This is a genomic window from Poseidonocella pacifica (assembly GCF_900111875.1).
Classification (GTDB): Bacteria; Pseudomonadota; Alphaproteobacteria; order Rhodobacterales; family Rhodobacteraceae; genus Poseidonocella; species Poseidonocella pacifica.
Genome location: NZ_FOJU01000001.1, coordinates 853494 through 874621, shown reverse-complemented (window position 1 = coordinate 874621; position 21128 = coordinate 853494). Strand labels below are relative to the sequence as shown.

Below are 21128 nucleotides of genomic sequence, written 5' to 3'. Positions count from 1 at the left end.
TCAGAATGGGATCACGTCAATGGCAATTTCGACCGCCTTGGCCAGGTTCAGGATCGCCTGCGCGTCCTTCACCGTGGCGGTATAGGTCAGCGCGCCTTCGGCCACGGAATCGCCGCGCGGCGGTGCGTTGGGTATTTCCAGACCGATGCGGACCTCGGCCTGCACCGGATTCAGCAAGGCGTCGTACTTATTCTCGATGATGCTCATCGACTTGATATGCACCGGCACCAGCCGCGACGGCCCCCAGATGAACAGGATCCGCGGCGCGGGCTTGCGCGGAACGCTGCGTGTCGCACCGTCGTCATTGCCACCCAGCGCGTCGCCGATGGCGTCGATGGCCTCGCCGATCAGGCCGCTGATGAGGCCCTCGCTGGGATAGGCCATCTTCTCCAGCGCAGCGATCTGCGGGCCGACTCCGAACAGCCGGGGAATGGCCGAGGCCGCGCCGCCCTTGCCAAGATCGTCAGCGGCGGAGAAATGCGCGGTAATCTCGAAGCTTTCCAGCGGCGGTGCGCTGATCTGGGCGTGTTCGCGGCGGCGGGCATTGCGTTCGGGGTCGCTGCCCGCGCCCGTCGCCGGCAGGTGCAATGTGCGGGTGATGCTTTCGGGGTTGAACTGGAACGCCACGATATTGAGCGGCAGCGGCAAGACGCCGCTTCCGTATTCCACCAGCACGCCGGGCAGGACAATTTCGACCATCAGCCTGCCTCCGCCGTTTGATTGGTCGCGGCCAGCGCTTCGGCCAGACGGTCGGCAATCAGCCCGCGCAGCGCCGCGGCGTCCGCGCCCCGGGGCAAGTCGGCGGCGCGAAGACTGAGCGCGGGGATATCCCGCCCCCCATGTGGACGCATCGCGCCCAGTCGCCGTGCGAGCGCCGCCTCCAGCCCCTCCATCGCCGCCGCGGCCATGTCCTCTGAGACACCGTGCAGGGTCAGGCTCAGCCGGTCGATGTACAGCGTGCCGGTCATGACAGCCACTCTGCCATTTGGGCTGCGTAGCGGCCGAATTGTTCCTCGCCCACGGTGCGGTTGAGCTTGTCCAACTCACGTCGCACCTGCACCAACACGTCGCGCATGGTGAGCCGTCCGGCCTTGCCTGCCGGCAGAGGTGCCTCGGGCGGTCGGCCCGCGGCCTGAAGGCAGGCGTTTAGCAGGACAGAGCGTATGTGCCCGCCGGAAAAGGTGAATTGCCGGGCGAGAAAGCCGAACTCCAGCGCCGTGGCATCGACATTTGGCGGGATCGCCGCGCGCCAGATACGTTCCCGTTCCTCCGGGCCCGGCATCGGAAACTCGAGCACCTGGCGCAGCCGCCGCATGAAGGCCTCGTCCAGGTCCTTGCGGCGGTTGGTGGCCAGGATCGCCAGGCCACGAAACCGCTCCATGCGTTCCAGCAGATAGCTGATCTCGATATTGGCGAACCTGTCGTGGGCGTCCTTCACGTCGGTCCGCTTGCCGAACAGGGCGTCGGCCTCATCAAAGAACAGGATCGCGTCGCTGGCCTCGGCCGCGTCGAACACGCGGCGCAGGTTCTTTTCGGTCTCGCCGATGTACTTGTTGACCACCTGGCTCAGGTCGGTGCGGTAGAGATCCAGCCGCAGGTCGCTCGCCAGTGCCTCTGCCGCCATGGTCTTGCCGGTGCCCGGCGGGCCGCAGAACAGGACGGACAACCCAGCCTCGCTCCAGGCCTGTGCGGTGCCCCAGCGGTAGTGCACCTCGGTCAGGGCGCGCATCGCGTCACGAATCTCGACGTACTGGCGCATTTGGCGCGGCGGCAGGACGAGTTCGGCGCCGGTAAACCGCGGTGTCACCCGCTGCGTGGCGCCATCGTCCCGTGCGCCAGAGGCCGCACGGCAGGCATCCGCCACGTGACCGGCGTCAAGGTCCGGCCGGCCGCGCAAATCGGCGGCAATCCGGCGCACGGCCGGCGCCTCAAGCCGGAACCGGCGGGCGCAATCCTCCAGCGCCGGGCGCAGGCGTTCAGCAGAGGCACCCAGCCCGTCGACCAGCATCGCCAGCCGCGCCGCGTGATCCAGCGGCGGCAGCGAGACGTCGAACCGCGCGGTGCAGGGCAGGGCTGGCCGGTGGCCATGGCCACCGCCCTGCGGCGCCGGCAGAAACCATCGTATCGGCAGAGCGAGGCTGCGCCGCGCGGCGATGGCGAGGGCAGGGTAATCCTCCTCTGCGGGGGCGGGCAGCATCAGGTCGGCGCCGTCGATCCAGGCAAGCAGGCATCGGGTGCACAGCGTTTCGGGCTCTGCCAGCGCGCGGCGAGAGACCGGGTGCAGGGCGCGGTCAGACGGCGCGGCGAGAGCAGCGGCCCAGCCTGAATGATCCGCGGCCTCCGGGCCATGAAGCGCCACCAGTTCCAGCCCCTCCGGCCTGCCGCGCGCCAGCCTTGCGGCCAGTGCGGCGGGCACACCGTCCAGGCGGACGTGCGCGGGGACGGTGACATGTGGCCTGGCGGGATCGTCGGCGCGCAGGCCGGCCAGCGCTTGGGCCACCGCGGGCGCGATGTCCAGCGGCATCTGCCAGCCAAGCCCACCGCCGCTGCCAGAGCGCAGCAGCCCCAGCCGGAACAACGGATGATCCTCTGTGAGAAGGCAGGCGACGGCGGCGGGGTCGTCCCACAGCCGCTGCGCCAACGCAGGGGTCGGATAAGGCCGGGTGGCATCGTTGGCGCAGGCCGCGAACACCGGCCCAAGCCCGGCGTCGAGGTGCTGCGCCATCGCCATGGCCAGAACGAATGTGCCTGCCTCGTCCAGCCCCGCCGCATCGGCGACAAACGCCCAGGCGCCGCCGGCGAGCGCGGGCCGGGGCAGGCGGGCCAGGCAATCGCCGAGGTAGGCCGCCGCCGGATCGTCCTGCTGGAACCGCTCGCGCGCGGTCGCGAACCGGACCCAGTCCAGGGCGTCGCCTGCCGGATCCGTCTCCGTCGGCAGGCTGCCATCGCGCGGGTCTGCGGCGCCGGCGCGCTGGTGCCAGGCCCAGGCGATTTCCCGGCGGAGGCGCAGGTTGACCTGCGCCAGCCAATACGCCGCGAAGGGATCGGGCACGCTCAGGCCCGGTGTGACACAGGCGGGTCCATGGGGCGACGGTGCGTTCATGACCAGTCCACCTGCGGCGTCGCCAGCGCTTGCGCGCCGTTGGCCCTGAGCAAGACGGTGTAGATGCCCGCATCCAGCGCCTGGTCGGGTTGCACCGTCACGGTCAGGCTATCCTGCGTGGCGATGCCCGTCGCCTCCAGCATCAGGATCACGGCGCCGTCGCGCCAGAAGGCCACGAAGATAGCATCGTCCGGTCCGCCCAACCGGACACCGGTGAGCGTCAGGTCGCCGGAGAACAGGCCACCGCCTTCGTCGGTCAGCGGCAATACCGGCGCCGCTGATTGAAGTGTCGGCCGCAGGGCGACTGTCAGGGCGTTGCTGGCAAAGATCCGCCCGCTGGGCCGCTCCCGTGCGGCGGAGACGGCGTAGCTGCCGGGCGACAACGTCGTGTCCGCGGGGATCATCGCCTGCACCGTGCCGTTCGGCGCGGCCGTGACCGGGAACGGCGTGTCGTCGAGGCAGACGAACTGCGTCGCGCTGTCCAGCCCGCTGCCCAGCAGTGTCACTGTATCGCCCGCGTCGAAGGCCGTCGGCGAGAGCGCCTCCAGAACCGGTCCCATCGACGGCATGACGGTGACGCCCTCGGCCTGCGGCGGTCCGACACTGTGCACCAGCGGGGCATAGTCAGGCGGCGCTTCGGGGGCGATCATGATCGGCCGTATCTGGAACGCGGCAGACAGGCGGTAGCGTTCGTCCGTGCCCTGCATGACGCGGGAGAGAAGCTCGACATTGCCGTTGTCCAGGCTGATCTTCAGGGGTTCGGGGTTGTCGGTCAATTGCACCGCGGTGGGGCGCTGATAGTTCATTTCCTCCAGCGCCAGCACGCCTTCGCCCAGCAGGGAATGGGCATTGGCGGAATCGCTGTCGCGCTCAAGGTCGAATGCCGTCATCAGGTACCGCAGCACCAGCCAAACCGGGGGCTTTTGCCCGGCGTCGAGCGGCGTGTTGCGGAGGTGCCCTTCGACGTCGATCTGATAGAGAAACAGGTTCAGCTTCGGCCCGTCGGTGGCCGCCGCCGCTTCCACCCGGCCAATGGTGACGTTGGCGGTAGACGTGCGGGCGGCAAGCTGGGCCTGCAGAATCTGCCCCACGGCCCCGATCGCGTTGCGGCTGTTGGCAAGCGGCATGACCGTTACACCTCACGCAGGTAGTAGCGGCGCAGCGACGATGCGCGGGCGGGGGGCGCTTGGGGCGGTTGTTGGGCGGGCAGTTGCGCCGGGGCGGGCGGCAGAGGCTGCGGCGCGGGCGCGTGGACGTCAAGCTGCAACCGGCCGATCCGCACGGTCGCTGGCGGTACGGGCGGCGTGCGCGCCGGGGCCGGACTGGCCAGCGCCGGGCTTCGCGCCTCGGCCCGGCGAACGACAGGCGCGCTCGCGAGGGGGGGCACCGGCGCGGGCGTCTCGACCTGGCGGGCCGCGGGCTGCAAGTCACGCAAGGCCGCAGACATGGCGCCCGGCACCACTTGGGACAGCTCTTCGAGACGGTGCAATGTCGCCATCGCCTCTGTCGGTCGGTCCACGCTTCGGGCTGGCGCAGTCAAACTCGGCGTCTCCCCGGCATCCGGACCTGCGACAGGGGGCACCTGCCGGTCGGGCGGAAATTGGTGTGGCATCGGCGCGGTGACCCGCGGCGGCGCGGCAGGGTGGTCCGGGGCGGTCCGTTGCTTGGGGTGGGGAACGATCTGCCCGGGCCGGATGTCAGGAGTTTCGGCCATCGGTGCGGGCCTCGTTTCGGTCTCCGTCCGCAATGACTCGTCAGCTGGCAGCGCCATCGGGGCTGCCTCACGCGCCTCGCTCCCTGCGCGCCGGTCTGTCGGCCGCACGGTGTTTGGCGGTGCCGTCTGCTTGGGGGCTGATTGCCGGGGAGGCAAATCCGCGGAGGCCAGTTCCGTGAGTGGCATGACCGATGCGGGCGTCGCGGCAGACGACGCGGCTTGCAAGACGTCCTGTTCCGTCAACGGCCCCACAGTGCCGGGTCCCGTCGCTGGGCCGCCGCGCGCCGGGGCACCGTTGACGCGGAGACGGGAAAAATATCCGCTCATGCCCAGGCTCCTTCGATGCGCGACAGATAGGCGGCGCGGCGATCCGGCGGGATCGCCATGATCTCGGCCTCCGACCAGTGATAGGTCATTGCCAGCAGGTGGATATCGTCCAGGAGCTCCGGTCGCCGGGTGGCGAGTAGGGCGAGGCATGCCATCTCCAGGTCAAGTGGCAGGGACAGCCCCGTGCCGCAGTCCGGGCATTCCGTCTTGATTTCCAATGTGCGGAGCGGGTCCGCCGCCTCCAGCGAGGCTTCGATTGCGGCGTGGTCCGCGTCGCTCAGCGGACCTTGCGGCCGGACGAGGTGCGCCAGAAGATCCGCGGCACGGGCCCCGTCATCCAGCCAGCCAAGCTGATCCGCACCGGTCGGCACCGCCACTGTGACCTCTCGCCCGTCGTCCAGCCGGCAGAGGGTTTGCGTCGGCAGGACCGCCTGCAGAAAGTCGTCCAGCCTCAGCGGCATATCCATTGCGGCGCCGCAGGCTGTGCATTGGGCGCTGTGGATCCAGTGCGGGCCGCGGGTGGCGATCGTGACCTCGAGCAGCGCCTGCAGACGGCGGTTGACTTGCCAGTCGAGCGGTGCGGCATCGGTCGCGGCGCTGCAAGCCGCCAGCACCCGAGCTGCGGCGTCCGGGCAGGGGCCGGCCAGAGGGTCGATCCCGACGTCGTCCAGCGCCGCGCCATAGGCGCGGACCGCATAGCTCTCTGTCTGTGGCTGTCGGTCCGGGGTCATGCGAGCCTCTGTCTGGCGGGCGGTGGGGCCGGGTCAGGCCGTTTCGTCGGGTTCCGTGGTGCCGGAATCGCGCTCCCACCCTTCATTTTCGAGTTTGATCGATTCGATCAGCACCGCGTTCGCGTTCGCGTCGAGATCGGCGATGGCGGTGAATTCGCTGACCCAGCAATTGTGGATGAAATACCGGTAGACCGGCTGGCTCCGCTCGTTCATCAGCACCAGCGTGATTTCCCGCTTGTAGCCGTCGAGATCCATTAGCGTATCGCCGCCGTAGTGGTGTACCCGGTTGGCCCAGCCTTCGAACTCGGGATCGTGGGTCAGGCCACGTTCCAGCATGATCGCCTCATAGGTCGTTCGCCCCGGCGACTTGCGATCCAGCGAATTTTCGCCGCCGCTGCGGTGCTTGACCACCTCGGTCGACCGTTTGAGCGCGCCGACCTTGCTGATGCCGGCCACCACCCGATTGTCCAGCTCGATCTGGAACTTGAAGTTCTTGTACGGGTCGAAGCGGTGCGCGTTGACCTTGAAACCGGTGCCCATGATCGTCTCCTCAAAGCTCGCCAGCAATCTGCTGGATCTTGATGACCACGAATTCGGCGGGCTTCAGCGGGGCAAAGCCCACCTCGATGTTTACGATGCCCTTGTTGCGGTCGTCCTGGGTTGTGGTGGTCTTGTCGCAGCGCACGTAAAACGCCTCTTGCGGGCTGCTGCCCTGAAACGCCTGCTGCCGGAACAACGAGGTCATGAAGGCGTTGATGTTGAGCCGCAGGTTGGCCCAGAGCGGTTCGTCGTTCGGCTCGAACACCGCCCATCGCGTCCCGCGATAGAGCGATTCCTCCAAGAAAAGCGCAAACCGGCGGATCGGCACGTATTTCCATTCGCTGCCGGCGTCGTCGTCGCCATCGAGCGTGCGTGCGCCCCAGTTGATGATGCTGCCGTTGGGCAGCACCCGGATGCTGTTCACGCCCTGCTTGTTCAGCACGCCGTTCTGGGCATCTGTCAGTATCACGTTCAGGCCCGAGACGGTGTTGAGCCCGGCGTCTATCCCGGCTGGTGCCTTCCACACGCCGCGATTGGCATCGGTGCGCGCCATCAGTCCGGCAATCGCGCCGCTCGCGCCAATCGTGCGGGTCAGCCCGTTCACACGGATGTGCAGCCGAGGATAGAACACCGCGGCATGGTCCTTGGCGCTGCCCAGGGCGCCGCGCAGGGTCGAGATCATCGACGGATCCTGCACCACGTCGGCCAGCCCGGTGGTGCCGTTGGTCCAGGCCTGAGGCGGATCGACCACCAGAAAGGCGCGGCGGCTCTGGCAATACGGCGCCGCGCGGCCATAAAGCGTACGCATCGCGGTGTCGTCGAGCGCCTCGTCGCCCGGAACCATGAACATGTTGAAGATGTCGACGGTGTCGAGCGCGTGCATCCCGGTCTGGTCGACGCCATTGCCTTCGAACGCCGCGACGTCCGGCGCTATGCCATCATCGCCGTCGATGCCGCTTGAAAACGCACTGGAGCCGCCGCCACCCAGCGTATACTGCCGGGTGTTCAGGATGAATTCGCCGGTCGCTGCGGAAAAGGCGCCGGGGGCGGTGTCGATGTCGGTGGGCTGTTCATTGACCGTGCCACCGGTGGCGAGGATGGCCAGCGCGTAGCCCCACAGCTCGGCCCGGTACGGCAGGTCGCTGTCGTTGGTGATGGCATTTGCGATGATCCGCAGTTTTTCTCGCACACCATCGTTCTCGCCGGTAAGCGCGCTGAAGCCGGGTGCACTGACCAGAAAGGGATCGGCGTTGTTTCCGGTGGTGACAATATTGTTTGGTGCGATGTTGAGATCGACCTGCACTCCGTTGATCGTGATCGAGGCCATCTGGCCTGTCGCCAATGCCGCCAACGCATTCAGGGTGGCCACCGATCCGCCGGTGGCGGGGTCGCCGACCCGGAGCAGACTGGCATTGGGGGCCGGTCGGAATTCGCTGCGCCGGACCGGCTCGATCCCGCCCTGATCGACGCCCAGCATCAGCGGTTCTGCAATGTCTCGGTCGGGCGCGCGGCGGATTCGCACAGCGCTGCGGGCGCTGCCCACACCGTCGCTGGTGATGGTCAGCAGGTTTGCCAACCCGGCGGGCGATGACGTGGACACGTCGACATTGGCCACCGGAGACACCGTGTCGAGCGCGGCGTTGATGCGCTGTTCGATATGGTCGCGGACCTGTCCGATAGTTGCCGCGCCGATTTCGGCGCTGGACCATGGGGCCAGATCCACCGGCACGTAGGCGCCGCCGTCGACGCTGATTTCGAAGCGGCTGCGCGGCGCAGTCGGCGCGGCCGGGTTGATGAGGTCATCGAGGATCGTGCGCACGCTGGCAATTGCGCCCAGAGGTCGACGGGACTGCGAGAAACCGTCGAAGCTGTTGGCCGCTACGGTCAGGTCGTCGCCGCCGCCGGCATTGGTGTTGGCGTGCAGATCAAGATCGATCAATCCGGACGAACCAGTGACGAAAAGCGGTGCGAAGCGCGGCGAGGTCGGGTCCATGCTGAGCCCGGTGAAGGCTTCGGTCTGCACCGCGACTCCGCCTTCCTCGAGCACCACCATCAGGTTGAAGGTCTCGTCCGGGTTCGCGGTGCGGAAATCCACCGTCAGCCGGATGGTATTGCCGAAAGTGCCGCTGGCCTTGGCCTGTGCAGTCAGCACGTTGTTGCCTTCGAGGTTTTCCAGGGTCACCTCGGCGGGTGCGGCATTGCGGGCGATGCGGATCACGTAGCAATCGGTCCCGCCGTTGTTGAAAAACAGCTTCACGGACTCAGCCAGATCGCTGGCGGGATGGGGGACGCCGAAGGCGCGATTGAAATCGGCGATGCTGAACAGCCGCACAGCCTGGTCGATCGGACCCTTGGATGCCCGGCCCAGAAATGCACCGACCGACGTGGATACACCGGTGATCGTGCGCACTCCGCTCGGCACCTCCTGGATATAGACACCCGGATAGCTTACCTGCACCATTTGGCTTCCTCCATGGCTGCGTTGACCCATGCGGACGGTCATGCCAGCGGGTCTGGCGGTGATTGTCCTGGCAAGGGCCGCTGCGGACGTGCGAGACGCGGCTCATGCACGCGCCCCTTGGCGGCGCAGGCGCCCGTGACGGGATACCGCAGACCGCTGAATTCCAGCAGACGCCCGGCGCGGCTCTGAAGCGTCGCGAAGGCGTCACAAGATTGTCGCAAGGTCCAGCGAGACGCTATGTTTCGGCGCGGTATCGACGATTTTCGGATCAGGGTGGGTACGATCTCGAGGAAGACGGCCGAGACCTACGGCGTGCAGCCGTCGCGGATCGCGCGGTCGAGACGCCGCGTCGCCTCGGTCAGTGCAGTCCGGGCCAACTGCAGCGCGGCGTCGACGTCGCCGTCGCGTTGGTCGTCGTGCGCGCTGCCGCCAGGTCCGCGGATCGCGTCGAACAAGGCGCGGGTTTCGGACATCGGCTCGACATTCAGCTCGTGCTCAAGCAGCGACGCGCAGGCGGCGTATTGGCGCAGTGCCGCCGGTCGATTGCCCCGGGCCGCGTGGCAGGTCATCAAATTGCGATGAACGTGTTCGGCAAGCGGATCAAGGCCCAGCAGCCGCATGCCCAGAGCGACCGCGGCGCGAAAATCGCCGCCCGCCATCGCCGTGTCCATCATGCGCTCCAACGCGTCGACGAACCGCGCCCGCAAGCTGTCGCGCGGGTAGCGGCACCAGTCGCCGTATTCGCCCTCCAGAAGGTCGGCGCGGTATAGCGCCAGCACGTCGGCCTCATGGCCGGGATGGTCCACCGCCGTTTCGAACAGTTCGACATCCATCAAGAGCGGCGCGAGGGCGCGGAAACGGATCGTGTCCTGCCCGGCGTCCAGGTAGTGGCGAGGGTTGACGCCGAAGCGGGCCAGCGTCAGGCGGATGCGCCACAGCTCTGTGCGCAGCGCGGCGCGGGATTGTCCCGGGGCGGCCTCGGGCCAGAACCACTCGGCCAGCTTGTCACGGAAATGGGGCTTGTGCCTTTCCAGCGCCAGAAACCCGAGTATCGACCGCGCCTTGCGCGTGGGGAAGGCAACTGGGGCCACTCCGGAACGGGCCAGCTGAAGCTCTCCAAATAACCGGATTTCAAGCGGCGCTACATCAAACGACTCTTGCGAAAACCGGCGTAACATGGAAACCGCTCCGTTCTGGAAATACAACCTCGGATTGCAATTGACGCCGTCGGCGGCGTCTTTGCTCTGGGATCAATGGAATCTGATGCAATGCGCTACACGTATTGAGTGTATACGTCATGCCGCGTTCTGGGAAGGGTTGGGCTTCAGGCGAGGCCGGGACCGGTCAAAAATTGCCGAACAGTGTCAGCCCAATATTGGGCACCGCCGGCGTGTCGGTCGCGCCGGGACGCGACGCGGCCTGAACCTGCTGAATTTGCTGCTGAACCCGCGCGTTGATATCCTCTGTATCAGAGCTGGTGCGCCCGGCGAGATCCGGCGTGGAGAACTGCACGGTCAGCCGCACCCCGGCATCGACGACGTCGCCAAACCGGTGGACGTGGGTGAATTCGGCAAAGACATAGACAGGAAACTGTTCCGCAAAGTTGGTGCCGGGCGTGCTGATCGCGGTGGGCGAAAGGCTCGGCAGCGCGGCCGCGGTCAGCGACGTCCCGCTTTCCCCGTCATATGACGAATAGGCGTAGCCCAAGGCCGGCACGGCGATGTCGGTGATCGCACCGGGCGGGGCGATGATGACGCCGCCGGCTTGCGTGGTCAGCGGGAACGGCGCCTGCGCGCCGGGCAGGGGCCGGTCGAGCGGCACGGTCGTGGGCGCCTCGGCACTGTACGTGGACAGCGGCAGGTTGAGCCCGAACGGCAGGTCCAACCCCAGCGAGCCGGATAGAGAAAAACCCGGGTGCGAAAGCTCTTGGGCCAGACTGGAGAGGGCCCTGCCCAGTGCCGCGGTGTCGAGATCGGCCGGCAGGCTCTCGGCGATCAGCCCGATCACGCGGCCCGCGAAATCCGCCGCCGGCAGGGTGCCGTCGTTTACCGACCGCAGGAAACCGCGAAGCGTGTCCTGCAGGCTGCTCAGGCTGATCCCCGGCACGGTGTCGAGCAGGATGCCGTTGATCCGGTTGCGAAATGCCTCCAGCCCGCCGCGCGGGGCAAAGGCGGGGGCTGCGGCGCGGCTCAGCCGGTCGACATCGTAATGAAGCCGCACGTTCATGTCGGCGTGCAGCGGGCCGAGTGCGATACGGCCGGTGAATTGGCCAAGCTCGGTGGACTCGATACGTACATCGAGTTCGGTGGGTGCGCGAATGTTCAGCGGATAGCCGGTCGGCACCTGCAACGTCGCGGTGCCGACAATCCGCCCGGTCGCTGTATCGAGCCGCAGGATGGGCCGCACCAGGGAGATGCGCGATTGCTGGTTAGGGTCGTCAAGATGGCCCGGCGCGGCCCCCGCGGTGGGCGAGCTTGCAAGGTCGATCCGCTGCAACATTGCCAGCACCAGCGCGTCCGGAGCCACGTCCAATGCGAAACTGGGGCCGGGTCCGAGGCCAAGCGCATTGGTCAGCCGCAGCGCACCGGGCAGCCGCAGCGGGAAGCCCGCGATGTTCATCAGCCGCGTCGCGCCCGGAAAGAGCGTCAGGCCCGCTGGCAACGAATAGGCTTCTGGCGTCTCGGCATTGGGATCCTCGTCACGTTGCAGGGCCGGGGTACCGGATTCGGTCTGCTGCACGGTATGAGCGAGTTCATGGCCGATCAGCGCGCGTCCGGGGGCGGTGTCTGGCTGCCAGGCCCCATTGGCGAACACGATATCGGCCCCGGTGGCATACGCCCGGGCCCGCAACGTGCGCGCGCTTTGCGCCGCCGCGGGTCCGGTGTGCACCCGCACCGCGCCCAGATCGGTGCCGAGCAGCGGCTCCGCCTTTGTCCGGATCCGCGCGTCGAGCGGCCGTCCCCCCTCGGCCACAACGGCGTGAACATGATCGGGCGCGTCTGCTGACACGGCCCGCCGCGGCGCGGGGTGCGACGGCGGCGTCAATTGGTCAGAAGGCGCGTCACTGCTCCGGGCAAATAGCTGCCCGAAACGCCGCGCGCCGCGTTCCAGCGACTCCTGGTTCGTCGGTGCGGCGCAGGTCGGACAACCGCCGCCACAGGGACAACGCATTGGCATGGACGCCGAGGGCAGTCGACCGGTTTGACGGGATGCGGCCCGTGGCGCGGTGCGGCGGATTGAGCCGCTTTTCGCAATCGCCGGGGCCTTCAACATCGCATCTCCTTTCACTCAGGTCCGCGCGTCAGAAAGACCCGCCAAGTCCCAGCGTACCGGTCGGCAGCACTGTCGGCGCCGGTCCTGGCAGCAAGTTGAACAACACGTCGCCGCGCACCTCGATCCGGAACCAGCCGCTTTCGTAGCCAATGCCCAGTCCGATCGTCGGACCCAGCACCGTATCGCGCAATCGTCCGCCATCCGGTGCGGCCGGATCGGGGCCGGCGTCGATGCTGCCAGCGCCCAGCCCGCCGGTCAGCCGGACATTGATCGGCACGTCCAGCGACGACAGCGAACCGCCGATGCCCGAGGACAGAGCGCCAATCACCGACGTCGTCGGCACGTACATCAGGTCGAATTGCAGCGGGACCTGCACGAGGCTGCCCAGTTCGGTCGGAGTAAAGGCATAGCGGTAGGTGGCCGCGATCATCGGGCTGACGGATTGTCCGGCGAACCGGCCTGCGATACCGCCGCCCAGCGTGAAGGTCGACCTTGGCGCCCGCCGCTGTGATGCGGCCCGGTTGATCGCTCGTTGCGCGGCCTGTTCCACATCCCCGGTGCCTTCGGAAGCTGGCGCCAAGCCTTCAAGTCTTAAGCCAACGGTTTCCGGCGCGAAGCTGCGCACCAAGGCTGGCTGGCCCGCAAGATAGGGTGCGGTGAACGCCTCGATTTGCGCCTGTCCGGTCGCCGATCCCGCCGGGGTCAGCCGCAGGTGCGGTGAGCTGCCCTCTGACAGAACGAATGCGCCGTCGCGCGCCTCTACCGACAGGCCGCGTTCGACGTGGAGAGTCCGCGCATCCTCGCCGATCTGGCCGGAAATCTCGAAATCGAAGGTGCCGGCATCGGTCCGGGCCAGGCGCAGGGTCAGATCGCGGATCGTTGTGGCCGCTTGACCGCCGCTGCCGGGCAGAGTGGCCGGCGCGGCAAAGCGGATCTCGACCGTGGAGGCGTCTGCCGTCACCACGGTGGCGCGCTTGTCACTTACGGCGCTCAGCGCGCCAGCCACTTCAGGCGCCTGGGACCTGACGATATTGAGTATCGTTTCGTTCATGGAATGAGTAATAACGATTTCGCTGCCCGCGGGCAGCCCGACCATGGCGTTGGCGGCGATCGGCGTATCGGCGGGGGCGTCATCCTTCCTCAACCCCGGCGCGCCGGTCGGTCCTTCGGTGGTGTGGGCGATCTCGTGCGCCAACAACGACTGACCAGCGGGCGTATCGGGTCGGTAGGCCCCTTCGGCAAAGGCGATATGCATCCCCGAAGACCAGGCCCGCGCGCCAACCGCTGCAGCCGAAGCCGCGGCGGGACCATCGTTGTGCACGCGCAGGTGCCCGAGGTCGCGGCCATGCCGCGCTTCGAACAATGCACGCGGACCGGCCTCCAGCGGTCGGCCGGGTTCGCCTGCGGTGTCGCGGACCGGCGCGGGCAGGGCGCCACCACGCCGGGGTTCGCGATGCGCGGCGGTCTCGGCGGCGGTCAGTGCGTTGCCCTGACAGGCGGGGCAGCCGCCACCGCAGGCACAGCGTCCCTGGGACACTGGCGCAGGCCGGGCGGGCGCGCCTTGCGTCTGCGCGCTCCGCATCGGGGCGGAGCCACGGCGGGCGGTCCCGGGCTTGTGGTCGCTGAGCATCTGCATGTTTTCCACCACGACTCAGGTGAAGTTCTGCACCCCTCAGGATGATCCTGCACCTGCCGTCAGTCAATCTTTCGTTGTGTCGGCCCTGATTGGCCCCCCAGGCGGCGGTTGGAACGTCAGGCCTGCGCCGCCGCCCCACAGCCACCTCTGGGCAACCACGCCTGAAGGCGCGCTGACCCCGCAAGAGGTGGAGCAGATGACATGACAGGGGTCGACGAGTTCCGATGAAAATACCGAATGTGGGAAACTGCTGGCAGTGCACGGTCCACTTTCGTGGCAACACCCGCGAGCTTGTCCTGATTCAGCAGAAGGTCAGGGGCCTCTGCCGGCGACGGGCCTCCCTATGTCTCGCCTAGACGGTCTTTCATCCAGCAATTCACGAGTGTAGACCTATCTCGGAAGTTGATCGGCTGAAGCAAGCTGTTGCCGCGTTTGGATAAATTCATTGAAAAGAATGCGTAGCCGTCGAAAGATCCCCGTGTGCATGACGTGACGATCACGCAGGAATCCCCGAACTATCGCTTGGGCTGATCCAAGCAGAGATCAGGCGGATTGACGGGGGCCCTTTGGCCCTCGTTTTCACATCCGGGACAAGATAGGCGGCCTAGTAGGCCGACCGACCGTCAAGCAGGCTGAGCGGGGTCCGAAACAGGATCTTCAGGTCGAGCCAGATTGACCAGTTCTCGATATAATAGAGGTCATGCTCGAACCGGGCGCGCAGTTTTTCCGGGTCGTCGATCTCCCCGCGCCAGCCGTTGATCTGGGCCCATCCGGTGATACCGGGGGGCAAGCGGTGGCGCGCGGAATATCCATCCACGATCCGCGTGAAGCGTTCCTTCTGGCTGGACACCGCGTTGATGGCGTGCGGGCGCGGGCCAACCAGTGACAGATCACCCCGCAAAACGTTGAAAAGCTGCGGTAATTCGTCGATCGAGGTGCGGCGCAGGATACGCCCGACGCGGGTGACGCGGGGATCGCCCCGCGTGACCACATTGCGCGCGTTCGGGTCGGCGCTGTCGTGATACATGGACCGGAATTTCAAGATTTCGATGGTCCGGTCGCTATAGCCGTGCCGCCGCTGGTGAAAGAAGATCGGTCCCTTGCTGTCGAGCCGGATGGCAATGGCCGCGCCGAGCATGATCGGCAAGGCGGGGATCAGCGCGATAGAGGCAAAGAAGATGTCGAAAAGCCGTTTGGTAAGGCGACATTCGGCGGCGAAATTGTGTTGGATGGCTGAGATCAGCGGGGATTGCTCGGGCTTGGCAAAGGAGAAATCCTCGCTGAAGGCCGAAAGACGCACCTCAACCGGCAGCACGCGCAAGGCATCCAGCAGCCAGATGATCCGGCGCTCTGCCTTTAGCGGAAGGGCAACGATCACCATGTCAATTTCGGAGCTGCGGGCAAAGGTCAGCAGATCGGTGTAACCGCCCAGCTTGGGCACCCCGAGCACCTGTGTGGGGGAGCGTATGTCGTCCCGGTCATCGAAAATGCCGTAAACCCGTACGTCATTGTCCGGAAGCTTGCGCAGGCCGCGAATGAGCGAAAGGGCGTGTTCGCCGCCCCCGGCAATGACCGCGCGGCGATCCAGCAGGCGCATGTTGAAGATCCAGTTCAACATCGCAGCGCTGCCCAGCCGCAGCGGAAGCGCCGCGCAGGCAAGCGCGATCATGGCGGAGAACAGGAACGCAGGCGCGGATGTGGGCAGCAGCAGGCTCATGAACACCGCCGGAAAGGCGACCGCGACCGCGAGCCGGGGCAAGCTGCGCAGGGGACTGCGCAGGATACGGGAGGCATAGCTGGAGGTGATGGTCAGGCCGGTCGCGGCGGTAACAGCAGCCACCAGCGCAACGGCCCCTGCTGCAAGCGGGGAGAACTCCAGCGCCGGAAGGGCCGCATATTGCGCGAACCAGAAGGCCAGCCCGAGGATCGGAATGTCGATCATCACCGCGACGCAGGTAATCCAGATCTGAGCAAGCGATGGCTGCCGCAAATCGCCGAGGACGAGTTCAGCAGCTTCGCTAAGGGGGACTTGAGGCGTTTCGGCGAGATCATTCATGCGACAAGCGTTCCATTCGAATAGGGGTGGCCCATTGGTCGGCTGCGCCCGGGGGAATAGATCTGATGCCAAAGGGGATTGACCGGGCGGTTGCTGCGCCTGTTCTGACCCCTTGGACGTAAACACCGGGTAAATGGTTAAGGCCCGTCACGGGGATTTGTCGCAAGAGCGGTGCCGCCACGGGCTTGATTCACGGGCGTCTGACACCCCAAGCGGCGAAAGAAGGTAGGCATTTGCAACACCGCGCGGGATCTGCACGCACCGGTGCCGAGACCCTGTTGAGACTTCAGCCGGTTGTCTTTACCACTCCCAACGCGCCCAGGAGGAAAGCAATGACCGCTCACAAGATTTTTCACATGGCCAGTTTCTCGCGGTCCGGAGAGACACTGCTACAGCGTTGCCTGAATGCCCACCCCGATATCGAGGTGGTGCATCAGATCGAGAGGCCCGACACCCCTGAGGATTTGGCCCTGTTTCGGCACATGATGCGCAGGACTGAAACGGAAATCGAAGGCGACCATCCACTGCTCGCGCATCGCACACTGAACGAGCGCTCGGTCATTGTGGTGAAAAATGCGACATGGGTGCATCGCTTTCCGCGCAACGGGTTCACACTCGTCCGGAACCCCTTCGCCCTGGTTGCGAGCGCCTCGCGCGCGACTCCGACCCCCGACCAACAACTGCGTCAAAGGACGCAGGAGCTTCGCTGGGTGCGGGGGATCGACCCCCTGATGACGCCGGCGATTGAAAACGCCAGCGCGCCGGACGGATTTCTCTCGCTTTACAATCGCAAGCTCTTGCACGACCGCCGCGATGGTCTGCCCTTTGTCCGCTATGAGGATTTCGTGGCCTCTCCGGAGGATTATCTGGGCCGTATCGTGGCCCATCTGGGGCTGGAATGGGATGATGCCGTGATGCGCTCTCATGAGAATTATCCCGAAGGCATGGTCGGGCATGGCAGCATCAAGCTCTGGCGGCCGATCCATCGTGGATCCGTTGAGAAGTACAAGAGCCTGGCGCCGGAGATGCTCAGCCGGATCTATGGTCTCTCCCACGAGGTACTTTTGCAGTATGGCTATGAGTGGGATGGCGAGACCCTCACGACCAAGCCGGTAGACGGGATGCTCTGATCGCTGGACGAGCCTCTCTCATTTCGAAAAGACGCCCGTGCCCGCTTTCGGCGCAGAGACATATGCGCTAGGGGGCAGGCTTGGGTTTTGCGACGGGCAGGCGAGGGGTGAAGAGATGATGATCAAGGTGCAGGCTGAGAGACGAGCACTCCTCCAAGGGGCGCGTCGATGACCCCGGCGGCCCGGTTCGCGGCGGCGGCGGATATTCTCGACGAGGTGTTTGACGGGACCCCAGCGGAACGCGCGCTGACGGCGTGGTCGCGGCGCAGCCGATTTGCCGGGTCGAAGGATCGCATTGCCGTGCGCGACCATGTCTATCACGGGCTGAGGAACCGTCGTTCGCTTGCATGGCTCGGCGGGGCGGGCACCGGGCGCGGCATCATGATCGGGCTTTGCCGTCAGTTGGGCCTGCCGCTCGAGGAGGTCTTTACCGGTGACGGCCATTCCCCCGCGCCGCTGTCCGACGGCGAGGGCGCGGCCAATGAGGGCGCGATGCCCCCGGCCGTTGCCGCCGACCTTCCCGATTGGCTTTTCGATCCGATGCAATCCTCCCTCGGGGAGGACTTTGGCCCCGTGATCGAAGCGCTGCGCGATCGTGCGCCGGTATTTGCACGGGTCAATCTGGTGCGCATCACGCGAGAAGAGGCCATCGTGCAGCTCGCCGAGGAGGGTATCGAAGCTGCCCCCGCGTCGCTCTCTCCCACCGCTCTTCGTCTTGGGGACGGCGCGCGCAAGCTGGCCAATGGCCCGAGCTATGCCGATGGGTTTGTCGAGTTGCAGGATGCGGCCAGTCAGGCCATTTGCGATCTCTTGCCGATAGAACCGGGGCAAACCGCGCTCGATTTCTGTGCGGGTGGCGGTGGAAAGGGGCTGGCCCTTGCTGCGCGCGGCGCACGGGTCTTTGCCCATGATGCCGATCCGGCCCGGATGAAGGACCTCCCCCCACGGGCCACGCGCGCCGGGGTGTCGATCCCCTGTCTTGATGATCCCGCGGAAAAGGCCCCCTATGATCTGGTGCTCTGCGATGTGCCATGTTCGGGAAGCGGATCATGGCGGCGCGCGCCGGACGGAAAATGGCGGCTGGACCCGGATGGGCTTGCCGCGCTCAACACGGTGCAGGAACAGATTCTGGACGACGCACTACCGCTGGTCGCGGAGGGCGGAACGCTGGCCTATATCACCTGTTCGGTGCTGCGCGATGAGAACGAGGCCGTCGTTGCCCGCTTTCGGGAGCGGCATCCGGCGTTGCGCGACCTCGGCACGCATCGTTTCCTGCCCGGCCCCGAGGGGGACGGTTTTTTCCTGCATTTATTGGGCAAATGACGGGAATCTGCCGATTGCAACAATTCGGCAAGTATCATTAACCCACCATTAACCGACAACTGTGCTAATCCCCTGAACACTCTGATGGAGGGCGAGCACAGGTGTCGGATATGTCGGTGGATCAGATCGAAGGCACAACTGCGCGGCGAACGTGGGTTGGCATCGCCGCTATCGTCGTTGCGCTTGTCGTAGCGATGTTCGTGGTGCGGGAACACCTGACAATGGAAATCATCCTGCTGGGCCTTTTGACCGGTCTTGCCACCGGCCTTGCCATCACCATCGGTCAGAGCGCGATGTTGCGCAACCTCCTGCGCGGACGGTCGAGCGATACCGGCCATGTCGAGGCTGCGCTGGCGCGCGATCCCGTGTTCAGCGTTCTGTCGGACGTGGCGGGCGAGGTGCTTTATTGGAATACCACCGCCTCCCAGAGCGCCGCCAGAAGGCCCCGGACGGTACATGCCGCGTTGCAACCCTTTATCGCCAATCCCGATCCGGTGATCACGCGCCTGCGGGAACACGTCAACCGCGCCGGTGCCGGTCGCGACGAGGTCGTGACGCGCAAGGGGATCGTCTACATTACGGCCCATGCTGCGCGGCGCGGCGGGATCATCTGGCGTCTGGTCCAGCGCGGCGCGCCGAGCGGCCCCGCGGGTGAGGGTGCGGCCTTGCCGATGATGACGGTTGGCCCATCGGGCACGATCCTTTTGATGAATGAGCCGATGCGTGTCTTGCTCGGGGAGCAGGTTCGCGATCTCAGCAAGGTTTTCGCCCATGAGGTCGTCTCCGGCGCGATGAACGAGGTCCAGACAAAGGATGGCCCCGTCGCGCTTTTGACGGCGGAATACCCCCATGCCGGCGGACGCCGTGATATCTTCCTCGTCCCGGATGTGCGCGTCGCGGCGACCCGAGAATGGGGTGCCTTCGACAAGTTGCCGGTGCCCTTGCTCAAGATGTCGTCAGATGGCCGGGTGATGCAATCCAACCGCCTTGCGCGTGAGTTGCTCGAAGACGAGGTCGCCGTCGGCACCAAGCTGAGCGGTTTGATGGAGGGGCTGGGCCGCCCCATGATGGATTGGCTGCGCGAAGTGGTCGAGGAACGCGCCACATCCAACACCGAATTTCTGCGGGTCACCAACGGCAAGAAGGAACGCTTCGTTCAGGTCACGTTGAAACGCGTGAGCGACGAGGCCGCGCCTTGCGTCATTGCGGTTCTGCACGACGCCACCGAACTCAAGACGCTCGAAGCGCAGTTCGTCCAGAGCCAGAAGATGCAAGCCATCGGCCAACTCGCCGGCGGCGTGGCCCATGATTTCAACAACCTGCTGACCGCGATTTCCGGCCATTGCGACCTGTTGCTGCTGCGTCATGATCAGGGTGATCCCGAATATGGGGATCTCGTCCAGATCAACCAGAACACCAACCGCGCCGCCGCGCTGGTGGGGCAGCTTCTGGCATTCTCGCGCAAGCAGACGATGAGCCCCGAGCTTGTCGATCTCCGCGATACGCTGGCTGATCTCACGCATCTGCTCAACCGTCTGGTGGGTGAGCGTGTGACCTTCTCGTTGTTGCATGATCCGGTCCTGAAACCGATCCGTGCCGACAAGCGACAGCTTGAACAGGTGCTGATGAACCTCGTGGTCAATGCGCGCGATGCGATGCCTGATGGCGGCCGTATTCTTGTGGAGACCGAAGTTCTGTCCTTTGACAAACCGTTTCATCGGGATCGGGCCGTTCTGCCCCCCGGTGATTATGTGACCGTAAAAGTGACCGACGAGGGGATCGGTATTCCAGCCGACAAGCTCCAGAAAGTGTTTGAGCCGTTTTATACCTCCAAGCGCACGGGCGAAGGCACCGGCCTTGGCCTTTCCACGGCTTACGGGATCGTCAAGCAGACGGGCGGGTATATCTTTGTCGACAGTACCGTGGGCGTCGGCACCTGCTTTACACTCATCTTCCCCGCTGTGGATGCCGCCGCCAAGGAGGCTCCGGTCGTGATCCCGCAAAAGCCCGCCGCGGAACCGGCCAGTCAGGTAGAAGGCGTCGTGATGCTGGTGGAGGACGAAGCCCCCGTTCGGGCCTTTGCCTCCCGCGCGCTGCGCCTGCGCGGCTATACCGTCTATGAAGCGGCTTCAGCAGAAGAGGCGCTGGAGCGGTTGGAAGACCCCGATCTTGAGGTCGATATCTTTGTGACCGATGTCATCATGCCGGGGCTCGACGGGCCAACATGGGTGCGCAAGGCCCTGCTGGAGCGGCCCCATGTCAAGGTGGTCTTCATGTCCGGCTATGCCGAAGATGCCTTTGCCGATGATAAGGAGAACGTCGAGAATTCGGTGTTCCTGCCCAAGCCCTTCTCGCTGACCGATCTGACAGAGACGGTGCAGAAGCAGCTGAAGGACAAATAGAAAAACGCCTGCACAAACCCGGTGTCTGTGCAGGCGTCAACCTGATACGCGCTTAACATACCACCGCAAAACCGTCGCGATGGAACAGCGGCCACGTGGCCAAAATCGGGTACTCGTTACTGAAAACAGGATGACGTCGTCCTGTAACCGTTATGACATTTCTAACCCGCCGAACCCCAGTCCGGAAAACCTTACCCTCGGGAAATCCGGATCTTGGATCACGGTTAAGTACGGGTAAAACCTGCATAAACCTTGGGCATTTGGCCGATCATCGGGCACCGCAGACCGCCTTTAGGGGCATTACGGAGTGTCGAGCTTTGGCTGCCGGAAACCACGTCCACCCCAGAGTAAATCACGGCACCGCGCTTTGATGCGGTGCAACCGCGTTTTGCCCTCAGAGCGCCGCACACCGATAGATGTGTTTCGCCCGCA

15 protein-coding genes are annotated in these 21128 nt (G+C 65.7%); 3 read left to right on the top strand and 12 right to left on the bottom strand.

Going from position 1 to position 21128, the window contains the following annotated elements; genetic code table 11:
* From BM234_RS04165 to BM234_RS04110, 12 genes are all read right to left on the bottom strand, one after another.
* The gene (locus BM234_RS04165; RefSeq protein ID WP_092060871.1) at positions 1-699 is read right to left on the bottom strand and encodes a hypothetical protein; all 699 of its coding nucleotides are present in this window, start codon (positions 697-699) and stop codon (positions 1-3) included.
* On the bottom strand, positions 699-968 hold the full coding sequence (locus BM234_RS04160) for a hypothetical protein (protein WP_092060869.1): 270 nt from the start codon (positions 966-968) through the stop codon (positions 699-701). Before BM234_RS04160 ends, BM234_RS04165 begins: the two co-directional genes overlap by 1 nt.
* Positions 965-3103, bottom strand: a complete 2139-nt coding sequence (locus BM234_RS04155; RefSeq protein ID WP_092060867.1) for an AAA family ATPase — start codon at positions 3101-3103, stop codon at positions 965-967. The genes BM234_RS04160 and BM234_RS04155 overlap by 4 nt, the downstream gene beginning before the upstream one ends.
* Complete coding sequence (locus tag BM234_RS04150) at positions 3100-4230, bottom strand: Pvc16 family protein (protein WP_092060865.1); 1131 nt, start codon at positions 4228-4230, stop codon at positions 3100-3102. Before BM234_RS04150 ends, BM234_RS04155 begins: the two co-directional genes overlap by 4 nt.
* Positions 4231-4235: 5 nt before the next feature.
* Positions 4236-5144, bottom strand: coding sequence for a hypothetical protein (locus tag BM234_RS04145; RefSeq protein WP_092060863.1), 909 nt, complete (start codon positions 5142-5144; stop codon positions 4236-4238).
* Positions 5141-5875 carry a hypothetical protein gene (locus BM234_RS04140; protein ID WP_092060862.1) on the bottom strand — a complete coding sequence of 245 codons (735 nt, stop codon included), beginning with the start codon at positions 5873-5875 and terminating at the stop codon, positions 5141-5143. Before BM234_RS04140 ends, BM234_RS04145 begins: the two co-directional genes overlap by 4 nt.
* A 33-nt stretch (positions 5876-5908) precedes the next feature.
* Positions 5909-6415: a phage tail protein gene (locus tag BM234_RS04135; protein ID WP_092060860.1), complete on the bottom strand. Its 507-nt coding sequence runs from the start codon at positions 6413-6415 to the stop codon at positions 5909-5911.
* A 10-nt stretch (positions 6416-6425) separates the two neighbouring features.
* Entirely contained in the window at positions 6426-8876 is a 2451-nt protein-coding gene (locus tag BM234_RS04130; RefSeq protein ID WP_175501190.1) for a phage tail sheath family protein, read from the bottom strand.
* A gap of 305 nt (positions 8877-9181) precedes the next feature.
* Complete coding sequence (locus BM234_RS04125) at positions 9182-10054, bottom strand: AfsR/SARP family transcriptional regulator (RefSeq protein WP_092060856.1); 873 nt, start codon at positions 10052-10054, stop codon at positions 9182-9184.
* Positions 10055-10220: 166 nt separating this feature from the next.
* Entirely contained in the window at positions 10221-12149 is a 1929-nt protein-coding gene (locus BM234_RS04120; RefSeq protein ID WP_092060854.1) for an eCIS core domain-containing protein, read from the bottom strand.
* A 28-nt stretch (positions 12150-12177) separates the two neighbouring features.
* The gene (locus BM234_RS04115) at positions 12178-13785 is read right to left on the bottom strand and encodes an eCIS core domain-containing protein (RefSeq protein ID WP_217645941.1); all 1608 of its coding nucleotides are present in this window, start codon (positions 13783-13785) and stop codon (positions 12178-12180) included.
* Positions 13786-14389: 604 nt separating this feature from the next.
* Positions 14390-15841, bottom strand: a complete 1452-nt coding sequence (locus tag BM234_RS04110) for an exopolysaccharide biosynthesis polyprenyl glycosylphosphotransferase (RefSeq protein ID WP_092060852.1) — start codon at positions 15839-15841, stop codon at positions 14390-14392.
* Positions 15842-16173: 332 nt separating this feature from the next.
* Between BM234_RS04110 and BM234_RS04105 the strand changes: the two genes are divergently transcribed.
* The 3 genes from BM234_RS04105 (at position 16174) to BM234_RS04095 (ending at position 20696) form a co-directional block, all read left to right on the top strand.
* Positions 16174-16971, top strand: coding sequence for a sulfotransferase family protein (locus tag BM234_RS04105; RefSeq protein ID WP_092060850.1), 798 nt, complete (start codon positions 16174-16176; stop codon positions 16969-16971).
* Positions 16972-17139: 168 nt separating this feature from the next.
* On the top strand, positions 17140-18294 hold the full coding sequence (locus BM234_RS04100) for an RsmB/NOP family class I SAM-dependent RNA methyltransferase (RefSeq protein ID WP_092060848.1): 1155 nt from the start codon (positions 17140-17142) through the stop codon (positions 18292-18294).
* Between the two features lie 110 nt (positions 18295-18404).
* Positions 18405-20696, top strand: coding sequence for a hybrid sensor histidine kinase/response regulator (locus BM234_RS04095; protein ID WP_092060846.1), 2292 nt, complete (start codon positions 18405-18407; stop codon positions 20694-20696).
* The last annotated feature ends 432 nt before the right edge of the window (positions 20697-21128 follow it).